9 protein-coding genes are annotated in these 20,211 nt (G+C 61.6%); 8 read left to right on the top strand and 1 reads right to left on the bottom strand.

The genetic code is table 11. The annotated features are described in order from the left end of the window. Window positions 1-21: 21 nt before the first annotated feature. Window positions 22-3,237 carry a helicase-related protein gene (locus AADW57_RS02745; protein ID WP_341668530.1) on the bottom strand — a complete coding sequence of 1,072 codons (3,216 nt, stop codon included), beginning with the start codon at window positions 3,235-3,237 and terminating at the stop codon, window positions 22-24. Window positions 3,238-3,487: 250 nt separating this feature from the next. Here AADW57_RS02745 and AADW57_RS02740 point away from each other — a divergent pair, with 250 nt between their 5' ends. The 8 genes from AADW57_RS02740 to AADW57_RS02705 all read left to right on the top strand — a co-directional run bounded on the left by AADW57_RS02740 (window position 3,488) and on the right by AADW57_RS02705 (window position 20,207). Next, entirely contained in the window at window positions 3,488-4,198 is a 711-nt protein-coding gene (locus tag AADW57_RS02740) for a hypothetical protein (RefSeq protein ID WP_341668529.1), read from the top strand. An 80-nt stretch (window positions 4,199-4,278) separates the two neighbouring features. Then, window positions 4,279-4,896 carry a DUF2975 domain-containing protein gene (locus AADW57_RS02735; RefSeq protein WP_341668528.1) on the top strand — a complete coding sequence of 206 codons (618 nt, stop codon included), beginning with the start codon at window positions 4,279-4,281 and terminating at the stop codon, window positions 4,894-4,896. 4 nt (window positions 4,897-4,900) lie between these two features. Further along, window positions 4,901-5,128 (top strand): helix-turn-helix domain-containing protein, encoded by a 228-nt coding sequence (locus AADW57_RS02730; protein WP_341668527.1) that lies wholly within the window; start codon window positions 4,901-4,903, stop codon window positions 5,126-5,128. Window positions 5,129-5,663: 535 nt separating this feature from the next. Beyond that, the gene (locus AADW57_RS02725) at window positions 5,664-14,342 is read left to right on the top strand and encodes an Ig-like domain-containing protein (protein WP_341668526.1); all 8,679 of its coding nucleotides are present in this window, start codon (window positions 5,664-5,666) and stop codon (window positions 14,340-14,342) included. A 19-nt stretch (window positions 14,343-14,361) separates the two neighbouring features. Then, window positions 14,362-15,930: a TolC family protein gene (locus AADW57_RS02720; protein WP_341668525.1), complete on the top strand. Its 1,569-nt coding sequence runs from the start codon at window positions 14,362-14,364 to the stop codon at window positions 15,928-15,930. A gap of 6 nt (window positions 15,931-15,936) precedes the next feature. Then, on the top strand, window positions 15,937-16,716 hold the full coding sequence (locus tag AADW57_RS02715) for an efflux RND transporter periplasmic adaptor subunit (protein ID WP_341668524.1): 780 nt from the start codon (window positions 15,937-15,939) through the stop codon (window positions 16,714-16,716). Continuing rightward, entirely contained in the window at window positions 16,713-18,071 is a 1,359-nt protein-coding gene (locus AADW57_RS02710; RefSeq protein WP_341668523.1) for an efflux RND transporter periplasmic adaptor subunit, read from the top strand. Before AADW57_RS02715 ends, AADW57_RS02710 begins: the two co-directional genes overlap by 4 nt. Then, window positions 18,072-20,207, top strand: coding sequence for an HlyD family efflux transporter periplasmic adaptor subunit (locus AADW57_RS02705; protein ID WP_341668522.1), 2,136 nt, complete (start codon window positions 18,072-18,074; stop codon window positions 20,205-20,207). Window positions 20,208-20,211: the final 4 nt, after the last annotated feature.

Below are 20,211 nucleotides of genomic sequence, written 5' to 3'. Positions count from 1 at the left end.
CCGGAACGCATGCCGGTATCGTCAAGCGCGGCGCTGCATACCCGGCGTACCGTATGCCTCCCGGCTGGTCTGGCCAAAACCGCTTTGGTGCAGCAGGCTGCGTTCGATGAAGCGGCTGACTTCGGCGCGCTGGGCCGGCAACCACGGCCCCTGATCGAACACCTGCGGAAACTTCATGCTGAACCAGGCATACAGGCTGATCTGCTTGCTGAGCAGTTCCGCATCCTCCAGCCGCGACGGGCTGGCCGATTTAAGCCAGGACGGCGCGGGCGGCAGAGCCAGAGGGCGCTGGGCGACATAGGCGGCCAGGCAACGCTTGAAGTAGTCCAGTTCCGCATCCTTGTCGACTGATACCGGCGCGCAGGCAAAAATGAACTTCTCGCGCAGATCCAGCCGTGGAGCCAGACGGTCCACGCAAAACCCCAGTTCAATGGCATCCTTCAGGCCGGCCGTCTGGAACAACGGGCTGTCCGAAGCGACTTTCTGCGCAAAATACTGCAATACGGCACCAATATTCTGATTGTCCAGCAGCTCGGCCAAGGCTTGCACATGGTCGGGACCGGGCGCAATCGGCAGACGCAAATCCACTGCGGGCGTGTCGGCCTGCAACTGAGCGCGTACATGCTGCAGATCGTGTGGGTCCATTGCCCCCACATAGCCCTTGGGATACAGACCATAACGACCCGCCCGGCCAGCAATCTGACGCACTTCGGTCGCATTGAGCGCCCGCATGGAGCGGCCATCGAATTTATGCACCGTCGAGAAAATGACACGTCGTATGGGCAGATTCAGTCCCATGCCTATGGCGTCGGTCGCCACCAATACATCGGCATGTCCCTGCGAAAAACGCTCGGATTCGGTACGCCGCACCTCGGGAGCAAGAGCCCCATAAATCGTGGCCACTTTCAGGCCCTGGGCGCGATAGCGGGCGCTGAGCGTCAACACATCTTTGCGGGTAAAGGCCACGACCGCATCGCCCTTGGCCACGCCTTGGGTCTGGCGCTGACGGTCCTTGCGCCCGCGCCAGGGCGGGGCCTGACGAGCACGATCGGCACCGCGCGTGGCGCGCGGCGCATCGACCGGATGGGCCATGACCTCCAGCGGGGTCTTGCGCTCGGTAAAGGCCAGCTCCATGCTTTCTTCCATCGCCCGCACCAGTCGTTCGCATGGGCGCAGAACGGACGGATCGCCGCACACAAACAAGGTGCGCGCCGGCATGCCCACCAGCGCCGCCGTCCAGGCCCAGCCGCGCTGCTCATCCTGCAGCATCTGGATCTCGTCCAGCACCGCCACCCGCACTTCGTGGGTCGGGTCCATCATCTCCACGGTGCAAGCCGTATGCTGAGCCCCCGGCACCATGACACGTTCCTCGCCGGTGACCAGATTGCAGGCAATGCCCGCCGCCATCAAGCGATCCCGTACTTCCATCGCCAGCAGACGCAGCGGTGCCAGATACACCCCGGAGCGCGCCTCCATCAAGGCCTCCAGCGCCTCGTGCGTCTTGCCCGAATTGGTCGGCCCCAGGCGAAACACCAAATGTCGGCGTATGCCCCGGGCCAGGCTGAACATCTGCGGAAAATCGCCTAGACGCAACAGATCCTGGGCGCGCTGGCGCTCTACCGATTCCAGGATGCGTCGCACCGGCCCGCCTACCAGACGCTTTTCAAAATCGCCTGCCTCGATGTCGGGTTGCGCTATCCCCTCTTCCAAGGCTTGGCGCAAAGCACGCGCCAGCTCCAGAAAAGACTGTCCATCGATCAAGGGGCGCTGCGCCTGCAAGAACGCATCCAGGGCATCGGTCAGACGTTGCGCCAAGCGATTCTGCGCAGCCTGATTGAACAGCACCGCCACCCGTGCCGGCAGGCGATCCAGCTCTGCGCCCGTGCGTGGCAAGGGCAAAACAGCCTGCATGCCCACATTGGCGCGCCAGTGCTGTACCTGGCCGGCGACCGGCACGGCCACAGGCAGCCACACATCTTTACGCCACCACAGGCGCTGTGCGTCATCCGGATCGGACTCGTGCCGACACTGCTCCTGAAGGTCGATGCGGCCCAGCACCTGCTGCTGGCGCCACTGCGTGCGCGCCCGGTCGGCCGCGCGCTCGTACTGCGCCCGATCTCGCGCATTCAGACCTGCCTGCAACTGCGTGCGCCATTGCTCGATCTGCTCTTGATCGATGGCGGCCAATAAATCGGGATGATGTGCCACGCGCGCGCGCCCACTGCGGGCCGCGCCGCGCTCCTCCAGCCGCACGCTGGGCAGACGCCGATCTGCCAGCCAGTGCTCGTACTCCTGACGCGTAATGCCCAGCAAGGCCATCACCTGTTCAGGCCCGACGCACTCCTGCTCCCAGGCCCAGCGCTGGCGACGTTGCTCGCGCAGCCGCTCTTCCCGCTGGGCCTGAGCCTGCAGCAAGATGTCTTTCTGTTCCTGGGGCAGATCAAAGACCTGCGCCAGCACGGCGGCACTGGCGTTGCGGCCATGCACTGTCATGAACCAATGAGCCGGCTCACCCGACTGCAAGGCCTCGAATGCCCGTACCGACACACTCCCCGGCGTAAATCCTTGCTCCTGCAACCACTGCGCCAAGCGATCCCTGGCCTGCTCCAGCTTGCTTTGCTGCTGTTGCTGCTCGCGCTGGCGCGCCTGTTCGCGCTCCTGCCTGGCCTGCTCCCAACGCTGGTGCCGCTGGGCCTGATCCCGGCGCTCGGCCTGCAAACGCCACAGATAGTCCTGCGCGTGCGGCAAACTGCGCCAAGCGCTTAGCAAGGTCTCTAGCCGTTCAGCGCGCTCCTGTTCGGGCCAAGGCTCGCTGGGTACCAGCGCCTGGGAAGCAATCGCACCGGCCAGCTCGGCACGCCGTTCGACCAGATCGGCGCGCAAGGCCGCAAATCGGGTCGCATCCAAGCCGGCTTCGCTCATCTGGAACAGCAGACGCAGACACTGCACAACAATCACCGGCACACCCCGGGCCTGCAAATGCACATCTGCTTGTGGCAAGGCCAGTTCGCCGGCGATGACTTGATTCAGAAACGCCGCATCCTGGGGCAAGCGCCAGGCTTTAAGCCAGAGACGACGGATGGCCTGACGGTCCTCGAAACGGGCTTTTTTTGCAAGCTGGCGCGCCACTCCTTCCAGACGCGGGTAATCGAGCCACTGCGGCTGCAGCAGCAAACCCGGCGATACGGCCACAACATCGGAAGAATCGGAACCAGACAAAGTGCGCTGCACAGCCATAAGGCGAGACCAGGAAACAGAGAGCTGAAAAGAAAAAAGCCCGGCAAGCAACCAGGCTTAGGAAGGCTCTTTATTATACGTAAGCCCAACGCCGCCAGCGTCCCAGGCGCTGCAATTGCAAGCCGAAAAGAACAAAGACAGAGCACCGATTTGCAATCACATCATGCGTTAAAAATTTATTGTGATGCAATAAGTTTACGCATACAATCGCTACGCGGCTCTATCTCGACATTCTCCAGACAGAACACCCATGCCCTCGTTCCTTCCCACCGCTGAAACTCAATTAGGCATACAACTGACCGGCCGGCCGCAGCAGCGCATCGCACGCGCCGCAACCCTGGGCCGTTGGTTGCTATACCTGATCAGCGCCCTGCTGTGGCTGGGCGTCATTGGCCTTTGGATTCCTCAGAAAGATTTTTTTCTCTCTCTGATGACCTCTTTGCAGTTCTCTCCAGAGTTCATCCAAAGCCTGAGCACATCGCCTATATATCTTGCCTTGGAGTCAACCTTTACCCTCTCCCAGGAAGACTTCATGCTCGCTATGGTCGCCTTTCTGGCGCTCACCCCCGAACAAGTCAGCTGGCTGGATACGTCTATGGTGTATCGCCTGGTCGGTTTTGTTTTTACCCTGGTACCTTTCTTGCTGTTACTGCGCAGCTTGAGCCATGCGCGCCACATTCTGGCCAGCTTTACACACGGCTATGTGCTGACTTTGCTCAATGCCATGCGCCTGCGCAGCATCGCCGGACTGGTGGCTGCGTTCGGCGTCGCGTTCCCCATGTCCTCTGCGGTCATTGCCTTCGCCCTAACCATCAACAACCCTCCTGAACAACAAATCCACTCCCTTTACCTGGCTATTCCGGATGTCATGCTGTTGGGTCTGGGCCTGTTCCTTTGGCTGCTTTCCTGGGCAATGGTGGAAGCGGCGCGAGTCATCGAAGAAAACAATAGCTTTATCTAACAATACACCCGGTTCGCAAGGGCGCGATAACGATCCCCTCCTGCCCTGGGCTGACCAAGAAGCAAGAAGGTATTCGCACCATGGCTTTCTGGAACCTGCATATGCCCTGCCCCTCACCCCCTCCCGAGTGGCCCCCCACTGCCTGCCTGACAGGCAGCTCACAGCAAACCATTACACACGTTGCGACCTGGGCGCGCTGGTTTTTCCTGCTGATCAGCATCCTTCTGGGCATGGGCAGCATTGGCTTGTGGCTGCCAAGCAGCGAGTTTCTGCCAGATCTGACAACCTATCTGGACTTGCCCGCAGAACAGGCCCACTGGCTAAATACCTCTCCCCTGTACAGATTGGTGGGTTTTGTCATCACACTGGTGCCCGCCCTGCTGCTGATCCGCAGCATCAACCACGCCAGGCACATGCTCGACAGCTTCCGGCACGGTCATGTGCTGACGCTGCTCAATGCCATGCGCCTGCGCAGCATTGCCAGTCTGGTCACCGGCTTTGGCATTACCTTTCCCCTTTCCAAAACCTTGACCGCCCTTGCCCTGACTGCCACCAACCCACCCGAGCGCCAAATCCATATCATCATCCTGAACCTGAGCGACATCATGCTCCTGAGCCTGGGTATGTTTATGTGGGTGCTGTCCTGGGTCATGGTGGAAGCGGCCCGGGTCGGCGAAGAAAACAGCCGTTTTGTCTGACACTATGACCATCGTAATCCGCCTGGACGTCGTTCTTGCTCTGCGCAAAATGAAAGCCCGCCAACTGGCCCAGGAAATCGGCATTTCCGAACAGAATCTATCCTTGCTCAAGTCCGGCAAGGTCAAGGGCATACGCTTTGAAACACTAGAAAAACTATGCCGGGTTCTGGAATGCCAGCCTGGCGATCTGCTGGAATACCTGCCTGACGCTGACGATACATCCACCCACTAAACGACGAAACAAAAAGCCACAAATGGCGATTTGAAACGTCAATTAAAGCAAAGAAAAACCCGCTTTCCGTCTTCGCGTTTAATTACAAATAATAGAAATTAAGCGAATATAACAAGCAATTATTGAAAGATAGATAAAAATAGACGAAAATATCGTAAATTTGCAATTATTTATGTTTCAATTTGAAATGAATGACACAGGAATGTCGTTCATCTTCCTGTAAGTTACGGCTTCGTAAATGCAATAATTGCTTCCCATCTGACGGGGACTTATTCAATTTGTAATTAAGGAATAGGCCCCCGGTCGAAGCATATGACTACTTTGTCCCCTCGCTACGCGGCCCATCCGCGCCTCTGTCCGGGCTAAGTCCCCGCTCAGACGCTGCGGTCGCACGCACTCTTACCGTGGACCTATTTCCGTTATGACTCAACGTCGTCGCCCCAGCCAAGTTGCATTCAAAAATAAAAAGAAACAACTATTTTCAGCTCGCAGCTCATTGCTGGCTTTGGAAACCCGGACGCTGTTTGACGGCGCAATGGTCGCCACCGCCGATCACCAGGCCGAGCCGGATCAGAACCGCCAGGCCGCAGCCGCGCAGCCCAATGAAAATCCGGCCCCTAACGAGCAGACTCCAGCGCTGCGGGCCTTTGGCGCGCCGCAGTCCAACCCTGTCATTAACAATCAAGCACCGCCACTGCTGGAGGTTGCCGAGCACAGCCCGCTGAATAAACCCGATGCGGACACGGTTCGCCTCGATTGGCTGTCCGTTTCCGGTGTGGGGGCAACAGACCCGGTAACCGTCACGGTCAGCATCGACAAGCCCGCCTTGGGCACGCTCAATGGAGACAGCGCATCGGTCAGCTTTACCGGCACGCAAGCCGACGCCAACGCCTGGCTGCAAAACTTGCGCTTCCAGTCCGCACAAAACCATGAGATCGGCACCGATGCGGTCTCTGCCATGATTACCGTGCGCGTGGACGCCGGCGGCAAGTCGGACACCGCCACGCTTCAGGTCAACATCAACCCGACCAACGCGCCGGTGCAGTTCCAAGACGGCCAAGGCCAGCCCACCGACACCGTCACCAGCAACGTGGTCGAAGGCAGTATCACCACGCTGAATGCCACCTTGCTCAATGCCGTTGACCGCGAAGTCAACGCAGGGGCGCAGTCGCCCGAGCAAATCATTTACCGCATCCAGGCCGAAAGCCAGCACGGCTATCTGATCCTGACCGGCGACGCCGCCTCCCTGACCGGCAAGCGCCTGGGCGAAGGCTCCATCTTCACGCACCAGGACGTGCTGGACGGCAAGATCAAATATGTCCACACCGCCAAGGGCGATGCGCAGAACCTGTCCGACACCTTCAAGCTGAGCGCCAACGACGGCGCCACGCCGCAGGCCGATTCGGCCTCGTTGACGGTCAATCTGAACATCATTCCAGTCAACCAGCCTGTCGTGATCACGGGCCGGGATGCAGTAGCCCGGGAAGGCCAGCCCTGGAATGCCCAGGATATTGCGTCGGTCGGCAGCAGCATCACAGCCACCCACGGCGGCGACCCGAATGACCCGATGTTCATCACGATCAACTCCTTGCCGGCCAGGGGCGAACTGTATTTCAATGGCCAAAAGGTCGTTGCCGGCCAGCGCATCAACTATGCGGACCGCGCTCTGCTGACCTACCAGGCCGACGCGGGCGAGCCAGGCAGCCAGAACGTGACGTTCTCGATCACCATCGAAGACTCGGGCGGCGGGGCCGGCGAAGCCGCGATCAGCAGGGCCACCAGCGATGTCAACATCGCCGTGCGTCCCATCAACGACGACCCTAGCCTGACGGTCAATGCCGGCTCCCAGCCTGTGGGTGCCCCCTCGGTCGTGGACCAGGCAGGCCAGACCGATGGCAATTACACCCTGACCCTGGACCAGAACCTGCTGGCCTTTGCCGACAGCGACACAGCCCCTGGCCTGATTACCTATGTCGTCACCCAACTGCCCGAGCACGGCGCACTGGTGCTGACCGTGGACGGGTCGCGTATCCGTCTGGGCGTAGGCGCAACCTTCACCCAGGACGACATCAATGCCGGACGCGTGCAGTTCGTCCAGACCTCCGCCGCCGCCGCAAACACGCCACCCGACTGGACCGACTCCTTCCGCTTCAATGTGGTGGACAACACCGTCTCGGTTTTTTGGGATGAAAACGGCCAGCCTTATACCCGTCCCGGCGGCAGCTATGACGGTCCCGGTGCCAATGCCACCCTGACGGAACACCGCTTTCATATCGGACTGAACACCGATATGGGCAAGGGGACGACGGATGCCATTGACGGCGTGACCCCCGACATTGACAAGAACATCGGCCATAGCGGCAAAGACCTGGCTAACGTAGGCAGCTCTACCGTACCCGAAGGCGGAACGGTCGAGATCCGCAACGACACCCTATTGCATACCGCTACGGTCACGCTGCCCGGCGGAAAGACCTTTGACATTCCCCCCAAGGACATCATCTACACGATTCTGGGCCTGGGCTTTGGCGCAGACGCCGCCTTGCGCGAACAGTGGGGCAATGGCTGGAACGGAATGCTGATGCGCGACGGCGTTCCCCTGGATCAATACGACACCTTCACCCAGGACGACATCAACCAGGGTCGGATCACCTTCAAGCACGACGGTTCCGAGAACTTCTTGGCACGCCTGAATCTGCAAGTCTCGGCCCCCGGCTACGGCACGGGTCTGGTGACCGATGCACCCTTTACTTACGACATCTACATCACCCCGGTCAATGACGCCCCTGAAATCGGCGGCAGCAAGCACGTGGTGATCAAGGAAGGCACGCAGGATAAAGTGATTGATCTGGGCATCGTCGGCTTTTCCGATGCGGACGACGCCAACAGCGGCTCCAAGTTCGAAGGCCAAACCTTTGACGGCGCGCTGGACCCGAACGACCCCAACAAGAACATGGCGGTGAACCACGACGCAAAGCGGCCACTGCATTACATCATTACGCGCCTGCCGGTAAACGGCTTCCTGACCTATACCGATGAGCACAACGTCACCCGTCAGGTAACCCAGCAAGACATCGATAACAAGACCGTTTTCAAAGTCCATGCCGATGGCAGCAGCGGCCTGAAGTACAGCCATGACGGCAAAGAAAACACCGCCGATTCTTTCGATATCAAGACCATCGACAATCGTGGTGCCGAAAGCGGCCTGGCCAGGGTCAACATCGAAATCGTGGGCACCAATGACGGCCCCCGCATTCCCGGCCCCGGCCAGCTCGGCTCCGGTGGCACAACCGACTACAACGACGGCAACAATCAGGCCAGCACTCCCGCCGGCGACAACCAGGGGCGCAACAAGCCTGTGACCGTGGACGAGGGCGGCTCCATCCAGATCGGATCAGGCAATCTGCACGCCTACGACCCGGACTCGTCGGCCCGCCAGGTGCAATACACCATTACCGAAAAACCCGCCCAGGGCCGCCTGTATTACAAAGGTGCCGATGGTTCGATCACCTACCTGGACGTAGGTTCGTCGTTTACCCAGGACGACGTGAACAATGGTCGCATTCACTACGCACACATGGGCCGTGAAGTACCGGCCAACCAAAGCGGACCGATAGACCGTTTCGTCTTTACCCTGGCCGACGGTGCTAAAGAGCTGCCGGGCACGGAATTTCACATCTATTCCCGCCCGACCAACGATGCCCCGACCGTCTCCCTGCCGGGCGGCCCCATCCGCGTCACCGACGCCAACAACCCAACGCCTGTGCCCGGCATATCCGTCGGCGACAAAGATCTGAACGACGGCGGCCAGTTGGTGGAAGACTTCGTGCAGGTCGTGGTACGTCTGCAAGACAGCAACGGCACACCCATTACCGACTACACAGGCGTGACCCTTGCGCTGCGCGCGGGCTCGTCGCTGATCGTAGCAGGCAGGGACGGCAATGGCACCTATCTGGTGCTGCAAGGCAAGCTGGCCGATGTCAACAATGCCCTGTCGACCCTGAGCGTCAAATTCGACGGCGACCAGAACAAGGCGTACAAGCTGGAAATCATCGCCGATGACCGCCTGCGCAACGAGCAGGGCCAATTGACCGGCAAGGCCAACGGCGGCGACAGAAATCAACCCGGCACGCCTACCCTGCCGCCCAAGCCCATCGACGACCAAAAGTACGACTGGGCTTCCGCCACAGTTCCAACCGGGTCGGAGAACATCAGCTCCCGCACCGTGGACTTGTGGGCCAGCCGGCACAACAACCCCTCCACCATCACCCTGCCGCCGGCTCCGACCGAGGTATACGAGGATGTGGGCTACGAGTTCAGCGCCGAGAAGGACCGCATTGTCATTACCGATGTCGAGTCCACGACCTTCGGCAGCGAAATGCGCCTGACTCTGGAAGCAGGCAATGGCACCCTCAGCTTCAAGAACACCAGCGGCGCAAGGCTGATTTCGGACAGCAACGGCAAGTATGTGTTCCAGGGTTCCCACGCACAGTTGCAAGCCATGCTGGATGCCGGTGTTACCTTCAAGGGCCAGGCCAACTACCACGGCCCGGCCAGCCTTACCGTCAGCGTCCAGGAGGACAATACACAGTTGGCGGACTCGGCCAGCGCCAATGTCGTCAGCGAATCCATCGCCTTTACGGTTATCCCCGTCAACGACAAACCCGGCATCACGATCGGCGGCAAGGTCGATCTGGGCGGCAACGGTTTCGTGGGTCTGAACATCGGCGGCATTGCGGACACGAGCGACATCCAGGGAACGGCCAACAATACCAATCTGCAGGTCCGCGTCGTCGTCCGCTTTACGGATGCGCACGGCACAGTCGTCACCTCCCACGACGGCCAGGACATCCAGTTCCGTCTGGGCACAGACGACAGCACGGTCGAGAACGGCTTCGTGGAGCTGTTCGGCACGATTGAGCAAATCAATGCCAAACTGGCCTCCTTGCAGGCCAAGTTCTCCGGCGATGCCAACGCGACCTATAAGTTGCAGGTCATCGTGGATGACCGCAACCACCAGGTCGATCCCGGCACCAATACCGGCACGCTGACCGGCGGAGCCAACGGCGGCCTGGTCAACCCAGACAGCAATTCGCCCAACGGCGTCAGCACTGTGGACAGCAGCCGCACCTGGCAAGCCACAGACAGCACACTGCCCGGCCTGTTCAACATCCATCAGGCCACCAAAGACATCAACGTCTCGGGCACCAACGACAAACCCACCATCGTGGGAAATGGCCCGATCACGGTGACCGAAGACACGGCAACGCTGGTCAAAGACACGAACGGCCAGTTCTTGCAGATTGCCGACACAGACGATTTCGGCAGCCAGTTTACGGTCGAGCTGAGCGCCACCCAAGGCACGCTGAGCTTTGCCAATGTCACCGGCAGCCTGCCCCAGACCAAGGACGGCGTCCAGATCGCCAAGGTCGGCGACACCTACAAACTGGTCGGCAACAAGACCAATATCAATGCCTTGTTGAAAAACCTGCAATTCCAGGCCAATGCCGATCTGCACACCGATCCTGCCAAGCCGAACGGCCTGGGCGCGTCGATCAGCATGAAGGTGACCGATACTGCCCTGCCCGGCAGCGGCACCGCAGGGGTCGAGCAGCAAAGCTTCGAGGTGCGCGTCTCGTCCCAGAACGACCGGCCCACCATCAGCAAAGATGTCAGCCTGGACTCCGTGGCTGAAGATACGACGTCCACCCCTAAGACTATCAAGGATCTGGATTTCGGCTACTCGGATGCGCGCGACGACCAGAGCGCGGCCAATGGCGGCAACACAAGCACGGACTTCAGCTACATCGCCATCGTCGGCTCGGACGGCTACGATGCAAGCCAGGGACAATGGCAGATCCAGGACGGCGGCAGTTGGATCACCATTCCTACTGCCGGCCTGGGCAACAACACGGCCCTGATCTTTAACAGCTCGGCGCAGATCCGTTTCGTACCCGCCGCCAATTTCCATGGCGAACCCGGCAAGCTGATCATCCGTGCCGGCGACGGCAGCTCTACCATGGACACTAGCAACAGTGCCAACGCCAGGCACCAGTTAGGGCTCGGACCGACCACGTCATGGTCCAACGAAACACATAAAATCGGCATTACGGTTACCAGCGTCAACGACGCACCCGTCGCGCAACCCGACACCAACACGGTACTGCCGGGCGCGACGACCGACACTGCCAATGTACTGACCGGCAAAAACGGCCAGGGCATCGACTCCGACGTGGACGGCGATACACTGACCGTGACCGGCGTGGTCATCGGCGAGGCCACTGATATCGACACGGTTACAGGCAATGTAGGCACACCCCTGACCGGCACCTACGGCACCCTGACCCTGAACCCCGACGGCACCTATACGTACACCGCCAACAACGACGACACACTACGTGCGTTGAAAGCCGGTGAAAAAGTGGAGGACGTATTTTCCTACGCTATTTCCGACGGCAATGGCGGCGTGGACTACACCACCCTGACCATTACCATCAACGGCCAGAACGATGCGCCCGACACAGTCGGTACCCTGCCCGACAAAACCGGTGTGGACGCCTCCGCGATTGTGGACATTCCCACGGCGGGTGGTTTCAAAGACGTCGACCCCGGCGACACGCTGACTTATAGTGCTACCGGCCTGCCATCCGGCCTGACTATCGATACGGCAACCGGCATCATCTCCGGCACGCCGGACAAGGACGCCAGCCAGGGCGGGACCGACGGCGTATACACCATTACCGTTACTGCGAACGATGGTAAAGGCGGCACCGTCGATCAAACGTTCAAGATCACCATCACCAACCCCGGGCCAGGGGCGGTGGCGGACACCAACACCGTCAATGCCGGCCAATCCACAGGCATCGAAAACGTCATTACCGGCAAGGGCGGCGCAGGCATCGACACCGATCCGGACGGCGATGCGCTGACCGTGACCGGCGTGATCACCGGCACCGATATCAACGCAGTAACCGGCACTGTAGGCTCTGGCAATGTGGGTTCGGCCCTGACCGGCACCTACGGCACCCTGACTCTGAACCCCGACGGCACCTATACCTACGTGGCCGACCAGCAGGCCGCCACGGCCCTGGGTAAAGGCCAGACCGGCACCGATATCTTTACCTACGCCATTGGCGATGGCGAAGGCGGCACCGCCTACACCACCCTGACCATTACCATCAACGGTCAGAACGAAGCGCCTGTAGTCAGCCAGCCACTGCCACCGTCCAGCGGCGTGGATAACACGCCTATTACCCCCATCCCCACCGCCCCAGGCTTTACGGATGTGGATACCGGCGACACACTGACCTACACCGCCACCGACCTGCCACCGGGCCTGACCATTGACCCGAACACCGGCATCATCTCCGGCACGCCGGACAAGGACGCCAGCCAGGGCAAGACCCCAGGCAATCCGGACGGCACCTATACCGTCACCGTCACCGTGACCGACCAGGAAGGCGAACAGGTCAGCCAGACCATCACGATCACCATCACCAACCCGCCACCCGTGGCCACTGCCGATACCAATGCTGTCACGGCAGGCAGTTCCGTGGGTGCCAACGTCATTACCGGCAAGGGCGGCGCAGGCATCGACACCGATCCGGACGGCGATGCGCTGACCGTGACCGGCGTGATCACCGGCACCGATATCAATGCAGTAACCGGCAATGTGGGTTCGGCCCTGACCGGCACTTACGGCACCCTGACCCTGAACCCCGACGGCACCTATACCTACATTGCCGATCAGGCTGCGGCCAAAGCCTTGCTGGAAGGCCAGAGCGGCACGGAAACCTTTACCTATGCCATCAGCGACGGCGAAGGCGGCACCGCCTACACCACGCTGACCATCACCGTCTCCCGCCCCAACGATGCCCCGATCGTGGTCGCCCCACTGCCTCCCCGCGAGGGCGTGGACAATTCGCCCATTACGCCGATCGATACATCCACCGGCTTTACGGACGTCAATACAAACGACACTCTGACCTACACGGCCACCGACCTGCCTCCCGGCCTGGTCATGGACCCGAACACCGGCATCATCTCCGGTACACCGGACAAGGACGCCAGCCAGGGCAAGACCCCAGGTAACCCCGATGGCGTCTACACCGTCACGGTGACCGTCAACGACGGCAAGGGCGGCACGACCAGCCAGACCGTCCAGATCACCATCGCCAACCCGCCCCCCGTCGCCCAGCCGGATCGTGGTTCGGTCCAGGCCGACGCCACCCTGACGGTGGGTTCGAGCCAGGGCGTGATCCAAAGCAACGACTCCGATCCCGACGGCGACCCTCTGAAAGTCATTGGCGTGGTCACCGGCCAGGCTGGCTCGACCGACGCGGTAGGCACCGGCAATGTGGGTTCGGCCCTGACTGGCACCTACGGCACACTGGTGCTGAACCCCGATGGCTCCTACACCTACGTGGCCGACCAGCAAGCCTCCAAGACGCTGCGCGCCGGTGAAACCGTCCGCGATGTCTTTACCTACGCCATCAGCGACGGCAACGGCGGCACTGCCTATGCCACGCTGACCATCGAGGTCACCGGCATCTCGCGCGCCGAACCGCTGCCGCCACTGCCGGTTCCGCCTGCAACGCGGGATGTGCAACCGGCTACGGACTTCAACCGTCCTTTGGACAGCATCCTGCGCGATCAACGCATGCTGACCGACCCGCCCAGCGTATGGTTCCCGGACGATATCGGCCACCCTGTGGTCAATCTGGGCATCCCATTGCACCCCATCGTGTATGTGGAAACGGCCGTCGAGGCCGGGCAACTGGAACGCGAAACACAGGACGCCCTGGCCCGCATCGGTGCTCGTACGCTCAACGACCTGGGCGACTCCCAACTGTCGGACAACCATGCCGGCTTGGGCATGGACCCCACGATCTACGTACGCCATCCAGTGGCTCAGTCTCAAGCCGAGCGCCATGTCCACGAGCTGATGGTCCGTAACCAGCCCGTACAAACCGGCCTGCACGGCCATCCGCCGGTGCTGGACAACGTCTACGACGCGACACTGGCAAACAACGTGCCGGTGCAGGGCGATGCCAACGCACCGGCCACACCCTGGCAGACATCCACACCACGGCCGGGCACGGCCGCCGGCGCAAGCTCGTTCGCGCGCCAGTTGCAAGAACATGCCATTTCGAATCCCGTCGAGCAGAACCTGGCCGCACTGGCCACGGACGCGACATCCCCTAATCAATCTAACTAATCACTGACGACACAGACTCATGCAGAGCAAACTGAAAAAAATTGGCGCACTGACTACGCTGACACTGGCTTTGGCGGGTTGTTCCACGGTTACGCCCACACCATTTACCGAGGACGAAATCAAAGAACGTGTCGCCGCCGACCGGGTACAGATGTACGCCGACCAAGAGCCCATTACCGGCCCCTTGAGCTTTAACGAAGCCGCCGCGCGCGCCCTGAAGTACAACCTGGACTATCGTCTGAAGCTGATGGAAAACGCCCTGGCCAAGGGCCTGCTGGACGTATCGCGCTGGGACATGATGCCGCGCATGCTGGTCGGTGCCGGCTACTCCACCCGTAATAACGACTCGGGCGGTCGCTCCATCAATATCGAAACCCGCGAAGAATCGCTGGCCCCCTCCACCTCCCAGGAACGCAGCCATACCATGGCAAACATGGAGATTTCCTGGAATCTGCTGGACTTTGGCGTTTCGTACTACCGCGCACAGCAAAAGGCCGACCAGTACCTGATGGCCAAGGAGCGCGAGCGCAAGGTCATCCAGAACGTCTTGCAGGACACCCGCAACGCCTACTGGCGCGCGCTGGGTGCCCAGAAACTGATTACCCGCGTCGATGCCCTGATCCTGCGCGTGGAAGAGGCGCTGGAACAATCCCGCCGCGTAGAAAAACAAGGACTGCTGCCCCAGCCGGTGGCCCTGGGCTACCAACGCGCCCTGCTCGATGCAGTGGGCCTGCTGTCGCTGCGCCGTCAGGAACTGGAACTGGCGCGCGCCGAGCTGTCGGCTCTGCTGAGCCTGCCGCCCGGCACCCAGTACACCCTGGCAGAAAGCCATATCCCCCAGTTGCCGCCCGTACCGAACGACCTGGAAAAACTGGAAACCATCGCCCTGGAGCGTCGCCCCGAGCTGATGGAAGAGTGGTACCGCAAGCGCGTGACCGCCAATGACATCAAAGCCGCTATGGTGCTGGCCCTGCCCGGCATCCAGTTGGATTTCCTGAACGTGCAGTACGACAGCAACCGCTACCTGCACAACAACTCCTGGACCGAATCGGGCGTGCGCCTGTCCTGGAACCTGTTCCGACTGGCCAGCCTGCCCACCCTCAAACGCGCCCATGAAGCGCAGAACCGCACGGACGACTTCCGCCGCATGGCGCTGGGCATGGCCGTGCTGACTCAGGTGCGCATCGGCGCGCAGCGCTACGCGCTGGCCCGCTCCGACCTGAAACTGGCCGAAGAATCCGCCCGCGTGGATAACCGCCTGTTGAACTACGCGCGTGCCGCTAAAAGCTCGCGTGTAGACTCCGAACTGGAAGTGATCCGCGCCGAAGCACGCCAGTTGCTGAGCGAATACCAGCAGTACTCCAGCTACGCCAATGCGCAATCGGCCTGGGGCCGGCTGTACAACTCCGTTGGCCTGGATGTCCTGCCGGACGAGATCGCCAGCCTGGATGTGGCCACTCTGGCCCAGGCCATCGGCAAGACCACCGGTCAGTGGGAAGACAGCGTCTTTGCCAATGGCACGCCAGCCCCCATTCCCACCGTCAAAACCGACGCCATCACGGTTTCCGCCAACACGGTTTCCAAGTAAGACATCATGACCCGCACCTTCTCTACGGGAATGGCATGGACTCAGGGAGCGCGCCTGCTGGGCGCGGCCCTGGGCCTGGCCCTGGCTCCCGCCGTCCTGGCCCAGTCCGCGGACACCCACAATGCCGATGCTGTCCGCGTGCTGATCTCGCCCGCCCAGGAAACCACGCTGGTCGCCCCTATGGCCGGCAATATCAAGACCTTGCCCGTCAGCCTGGGCAGCGCCTTCAAACAGGGCGAATTGCTGATGGGCTTTGACTGCGCCGAAGGCCAGGCCAAAGCGCGCATTGCCCGCGCCGAACTGCGCGCCGCCCGCGAAAACCATCAGGCCAAGACACGCCTGCGCTCGTTGGACGCGGCAGGCGATGTCGAGGTCAATCTGGCTGCCGCCGATGTGGAAAAGAACGCCGGGCAGGTCGAACTGGCGCGTGTGCAGACAGACTTCTGCGCCATCAAGGCTCCTTTCGACGGCCGTGTGGCTCGTCTGCACATCAAACAGTTTCAGGGTGTCAGCCCCGGCGCGCCGCTGGTGGACCTGATCAGCGACGGTCCGCTGAAAATCCGCGTCAATGCTCCGTCCAAATGGCTGTCGCAACTGCGCGTGGGCAATTCCTTCGAGATTGCCGTGGATGAGACCGGCAAGCGCTATCCTGCCAAAGTATCGGCGGTGGGCGCGCGCATCGACGCTGCCGCCCAAGCCATTGAAATCGAAGGCCTGCTGGACGGCGAATTTCCCGAACTGCTGGCCGGCATGAGCGGCACGATCCACTTCCCCGACGCCCAATGAGTTCTGCTGTTTCGATTGAAGCCGCCCTGCTGGGCGGCGAACAGCGCTGCCGCCAGACCGCCGATGTACACGAGCTGGCCTTCACCATCGTCAACGAAACCTGGCAGATCTGGCCGTATCGCCAGGCCCAGCTTTGGCAATTCGGCCCGCTGGGGCCGCAGTGCAGCGCCATCTCGGGCCTGGCCACATTGCCGGAAGACAGTCCCTTTACCGTGTGGTCGCGCCGCCTGATGCGCGCCCTGGCCCCCGGCCTGGGCCAGCGCCTGCATGTGCTGCACTTTGACCAGATCGCCGCCCAAGGCGCGCCGGCCGAACTGCCCATGCTGACGCCCGAACTGATCGCCGGCTGGGAAGAATGGTGGCCGCCCCATCTGGTGCTGGTGCCGCTGTTTCATCAGGGCCGCTCCTTGGGCGTCGTTCTGTTCCTGTTGGATGAACCGCCCCCGATGACGGCGCTGCAAGTATTTGCCCGCATGCAATTGAGTTGGTCCCACTGTTTATGGGCCCTGGCTCCAGCTACCCATCGAAAACCGTGGCTGCGACTACCCACGGGTCGCAAGCGCTGGCTGGCCCTTGCCTTGGTTCTGCTGATCCTGGCCATTCCCATTCGCCAGTCCGCGCTGGCACCAGCCGAAATCGTCCCCTCGGACGGCACGGCCATTGCCTCGCCGCTCGATGGCGTGATCCAGACCTTTCATGTGGCCCCCAACCAGATGGTCAAGGCCGGCGATCCGCTGTACTCGCTGGATGACACCACCTTGCGCAACCGGCGCGAGATTACCGCCCGTGCGCTGGAGGTGGCCGCCGCCGAACTGTTGTCGGCCCAGCAACGCGCCTTTACCGACCCCAAAGCCAGCAGCGAGATCGCCGTGCTGCAAGGCCGTATCGCCGAACGCCGCGCCGAACTGCAGGCCGTGCAAGAACAATTGAAGCGCATCGAGGTCACGGCACCACGCGACGGCGTCGCCGTCTTTACCGATGCCAGCGATTGGCAAGGCAAACCGGTCGTGACCGGCGAGCGCGTCATGCAATTGGCCGACCCCCGTGACGTCAGTGTGCGTCTGTTTCTGCCCGTGGCCGACGCCATCGCCCTGGAACCCGGCGCGGATATACGCGTTTTCCTGGACGTGGCCCCGCTCTCGCCATTGGCCGCCACCTTGGAACAAACCAGCTATCAATCCGTGCTTTCCACGGACGGCATTGCATCCTACAGTCTGCGCGGCAGCCTGCAAGACAGCGAGCAGGCCCGTATCGGCCTGAAAGGCACGGCCAAGGTCTACGGCGACAAAGTCCCCCTGATCTATTATCTGCTGCGTCGCCCTGTCGCCGCCATGCGCCAGTGGAGCGGGCTGTAGATGCTGCTTGAACCCGCGCTGCATGCACCGCCGCCCACGCAGACCGAGCGGGCCCAGACCTTGCCGCCCCTGCGCCAGGACTTGCAGTTGCATGCCGCCGCCCGCAACACGGACGGCTCCCCGGCCTGGATGATCCAGGACCCGGTCACTAATCGCTTCTTTCGCATAGGCTGGCTGGAATTCGAGCTGTTGCGCCGCTGGCAGCACGATCCGCAGGCACTGCTGGAACAGCTGGAGCAGGAAACACCGCTGGATGCCGACGCCGAGACACTGGACGACCTGGTCAAGTTTCTGGAACACAACAGCCTGCTGCGCGCCGATTCGCCCGAGGCCAGCGCCCGTCTGGGCACCATCGCCGCCCGCCAGCGCAAGCGCGACCTGCGCTGGCTGCTGCACAACTACCTGTTCGTGCGCGTGCCACTGGTACGCCCGAACCGGCTGCTGCAGCGCATGCTGCACTACCTAGGCTTTATCTACACGCGCTGGTTCGCCGCGCTGGTGCTGGGACTGTCTCTGTGGGGCATTGTGCTGGCATCGCGCCAATGGGACGTCTTTCTGGTCAGCTTCCAGGACAGCTTCACGCCGGCAGGCATTCTGGCCTATATGACCGCCCTGGCCTTTGCCAAGGTCATGCATGAGCTGGGCCATGCCCTGACCGCTACCCGCTACGGCGTGCGCGTCGCGCACATGGGCGTGTCCTTCGTGGTGCTCTTTCCCATGCTGTATACGGATACGTCCGAATCCTGGAAACTGACCGACCGCCGCCAGCGCCTGGCTATTGTCGCGGCCGGCGTCACCACGGAACTGGCCATTGCCGGCCTGGCCACGCTGGGCTGGAGCCTGTCGAGCGACGGCGCGGTGCGCTCGGCCTTTTTCTTTCTGGCCACCACATCCTGGATTCTGACCGTAGCGATCAACGCCAGCCCCTTCATGCGTTTTGATGGCTACTTTCTGCTGTCGGACCTGCTGGACTTTCCCAACCTGCACCAACGCAGCTTTGCCTTTGGCCGCCAGCGTCTGCGCAATGCCTTGCTGGGTTGGCAAGAACCCGCACCTGAGCCGCTGTCACCATCCATGCAGCGCTTTCTGACCGTATTCGCCTACATCGTCTGGTTCGTGCGTTTTACCGTATTCCTGGGTATCGCCGTCAGCGTCTATCTGTATTTTTTCAAAGCACTGGGAATCTTTCTGTTCCTGGTCGAAATCGCCTGGTTTATTGTGATGCCCGCCTGGTCTGAAATCAAAGTCTGGATCGCCCGCCGCCAAGAAATCCCACGCCAACGCCGCATCGGTGGCCTGCTGATCCTGACGGCGCTGGTGCTGTTTCTGTGCCTGCCCTGGAAACGCGCCATTGACGCTCCCGGCTGGATACGCGCCGAAAGCAGCCAGATCCTGTATGCCCCCTTCCCAGCCCAGTTAAGCCATATTCAGCCTGCCGGTCTGGTACGACGCGGCCAGGTGCTGGCGACCTTTGTATCGCCCGACATGCAGGCCCAGCGCCAGCAAGCCATCGCCTCCAACGCCACGCTTTGGGCCGAGCTGCAGCGCAGCGGCATGATAGAAGAAGAGCAGGTGCGGCGCGCCGCACTCAGCAGCCGCCTGCGGCAAGGACAGGCCCAAAGCCTGGGTACGGACGAGGAACTGCAGCGCCTGGAACTGAAGGCCCCCTTTGATGGTGTCATCAGCGACCTGGACCCGCAACTGAAGCCCGGCGTCTGGGTCAAGCCAGACCAGGCTCTGGGCATCGTCTACCAGCCGACGGCCTGGATCGCCGAAGCCTATACCCGCCAGGAAAACCTGAGCCGCCTGCAAGTAGGTGATACGGCACGCGTCTATACCTCGTCCCACAGCGCGCCATTGGCCGCACGCGTACTCAGCATAGACTCGACCCGCACACACACCTTGCCCGACCCTATGCTGGACGCCGCCCACGGCGGCAGCATCCGGGTCAGCACCATCAACCAGAGCCAGGAAGTGCAACAAGCACTGTACCGGGTCACGCTGGCGCTGGACACGCCCCCCGCACAGGCGCGCAGCCAGTTGGTCCAGGTTGTGATCCAGGGCGAGCCGCATTCCATCGCGGGCCACTGGCTGCGCTACCTGGGCGCGCTGGCCATACGCGAAAGCGGCTTCTGAACAC

Origin of the sequence: Alcaligenes sp. SDU_A2, from assembly GCF_038237375.1 — a bacterium.
GTDB lineage: Bacteria > Pseudomonadota > Gammaproteobacteria > Burkholderiales > Burkholderiaceae_B > Alcaligenes.
The sequence above is the reverse complement of the archived record's forward strand: the minus strand, read 5'-3'. Positions and strand labels throughout refer to the sequence as shown.

Excerpts from the sequence above, each read along its gene's own strand:
- AADW57_RS02715 (WP_341668524.1), top strand. The coding sequence starts at position 15,937 with ATGACCCGCACCTTCTCTACGGGAATGGCATGGACTCAGGGAGCGCGC.
- AADW57_RS02725 (WP_341668526.1), top strand. The coding sequence starts at position 5,664 with ATGGTCGCCACCGCCGATCACCAGGCCGAGCCGGATCAGAACCGCCAG.
- AADW57_RS02735 (WP_341668528.1), top strand. The coding sequence starts at position 4,279 with ATGGCTTTCTGGAACCTGCATATGCCCTGCCCCTCACCCCCTCCCGAG.
- AADW57_RS02740 (WP_341668529.1), top strand. The coding sequence starts at position 3,488 with ATGCCCTCGTTCCTTCCCACCGCTGAAACTCAATTAGGCATACAACTG.
- AADW57_RS02710 (WP_341668523.1), top strand. The coding sequence starts at position 16,713 with ATGAGTTCTGCTGTTTCGATTGAAGCCGCCCTGCTGGGCGGCGAACAG.
- AADW57_RS02720 (WP_341668525.1), top strand. The coding sequence starts at position 14,362 with ATGCAGAGCAAACTGAAAAAAATTGGCGCACTGACTACGCTGACACTG.
- AADW57_RS02745 (WP_341668530.1), bottom strand. The coding sequence starts at position 3,237 with ATGGCTGTGCAGCGCACTTTGTCTGGTTCCGATTCTTCCGATGTTGTG.
- AADW57_RS02705 (WP_341668522.1), top strand. The coding sequence starts at position 18,072 with ATGCTGCTTGAACCCGCGCTGCATGCACCGCCGCCCACGCAGACCGAG.
- AADW57_RS02730 (WP_341668527.1), top strand. The coding sequence starts at position 4,901 with ATGACCATCGTAATCCGCCTGGACGTCGTTCTTGCTCTGCGCAAAATG.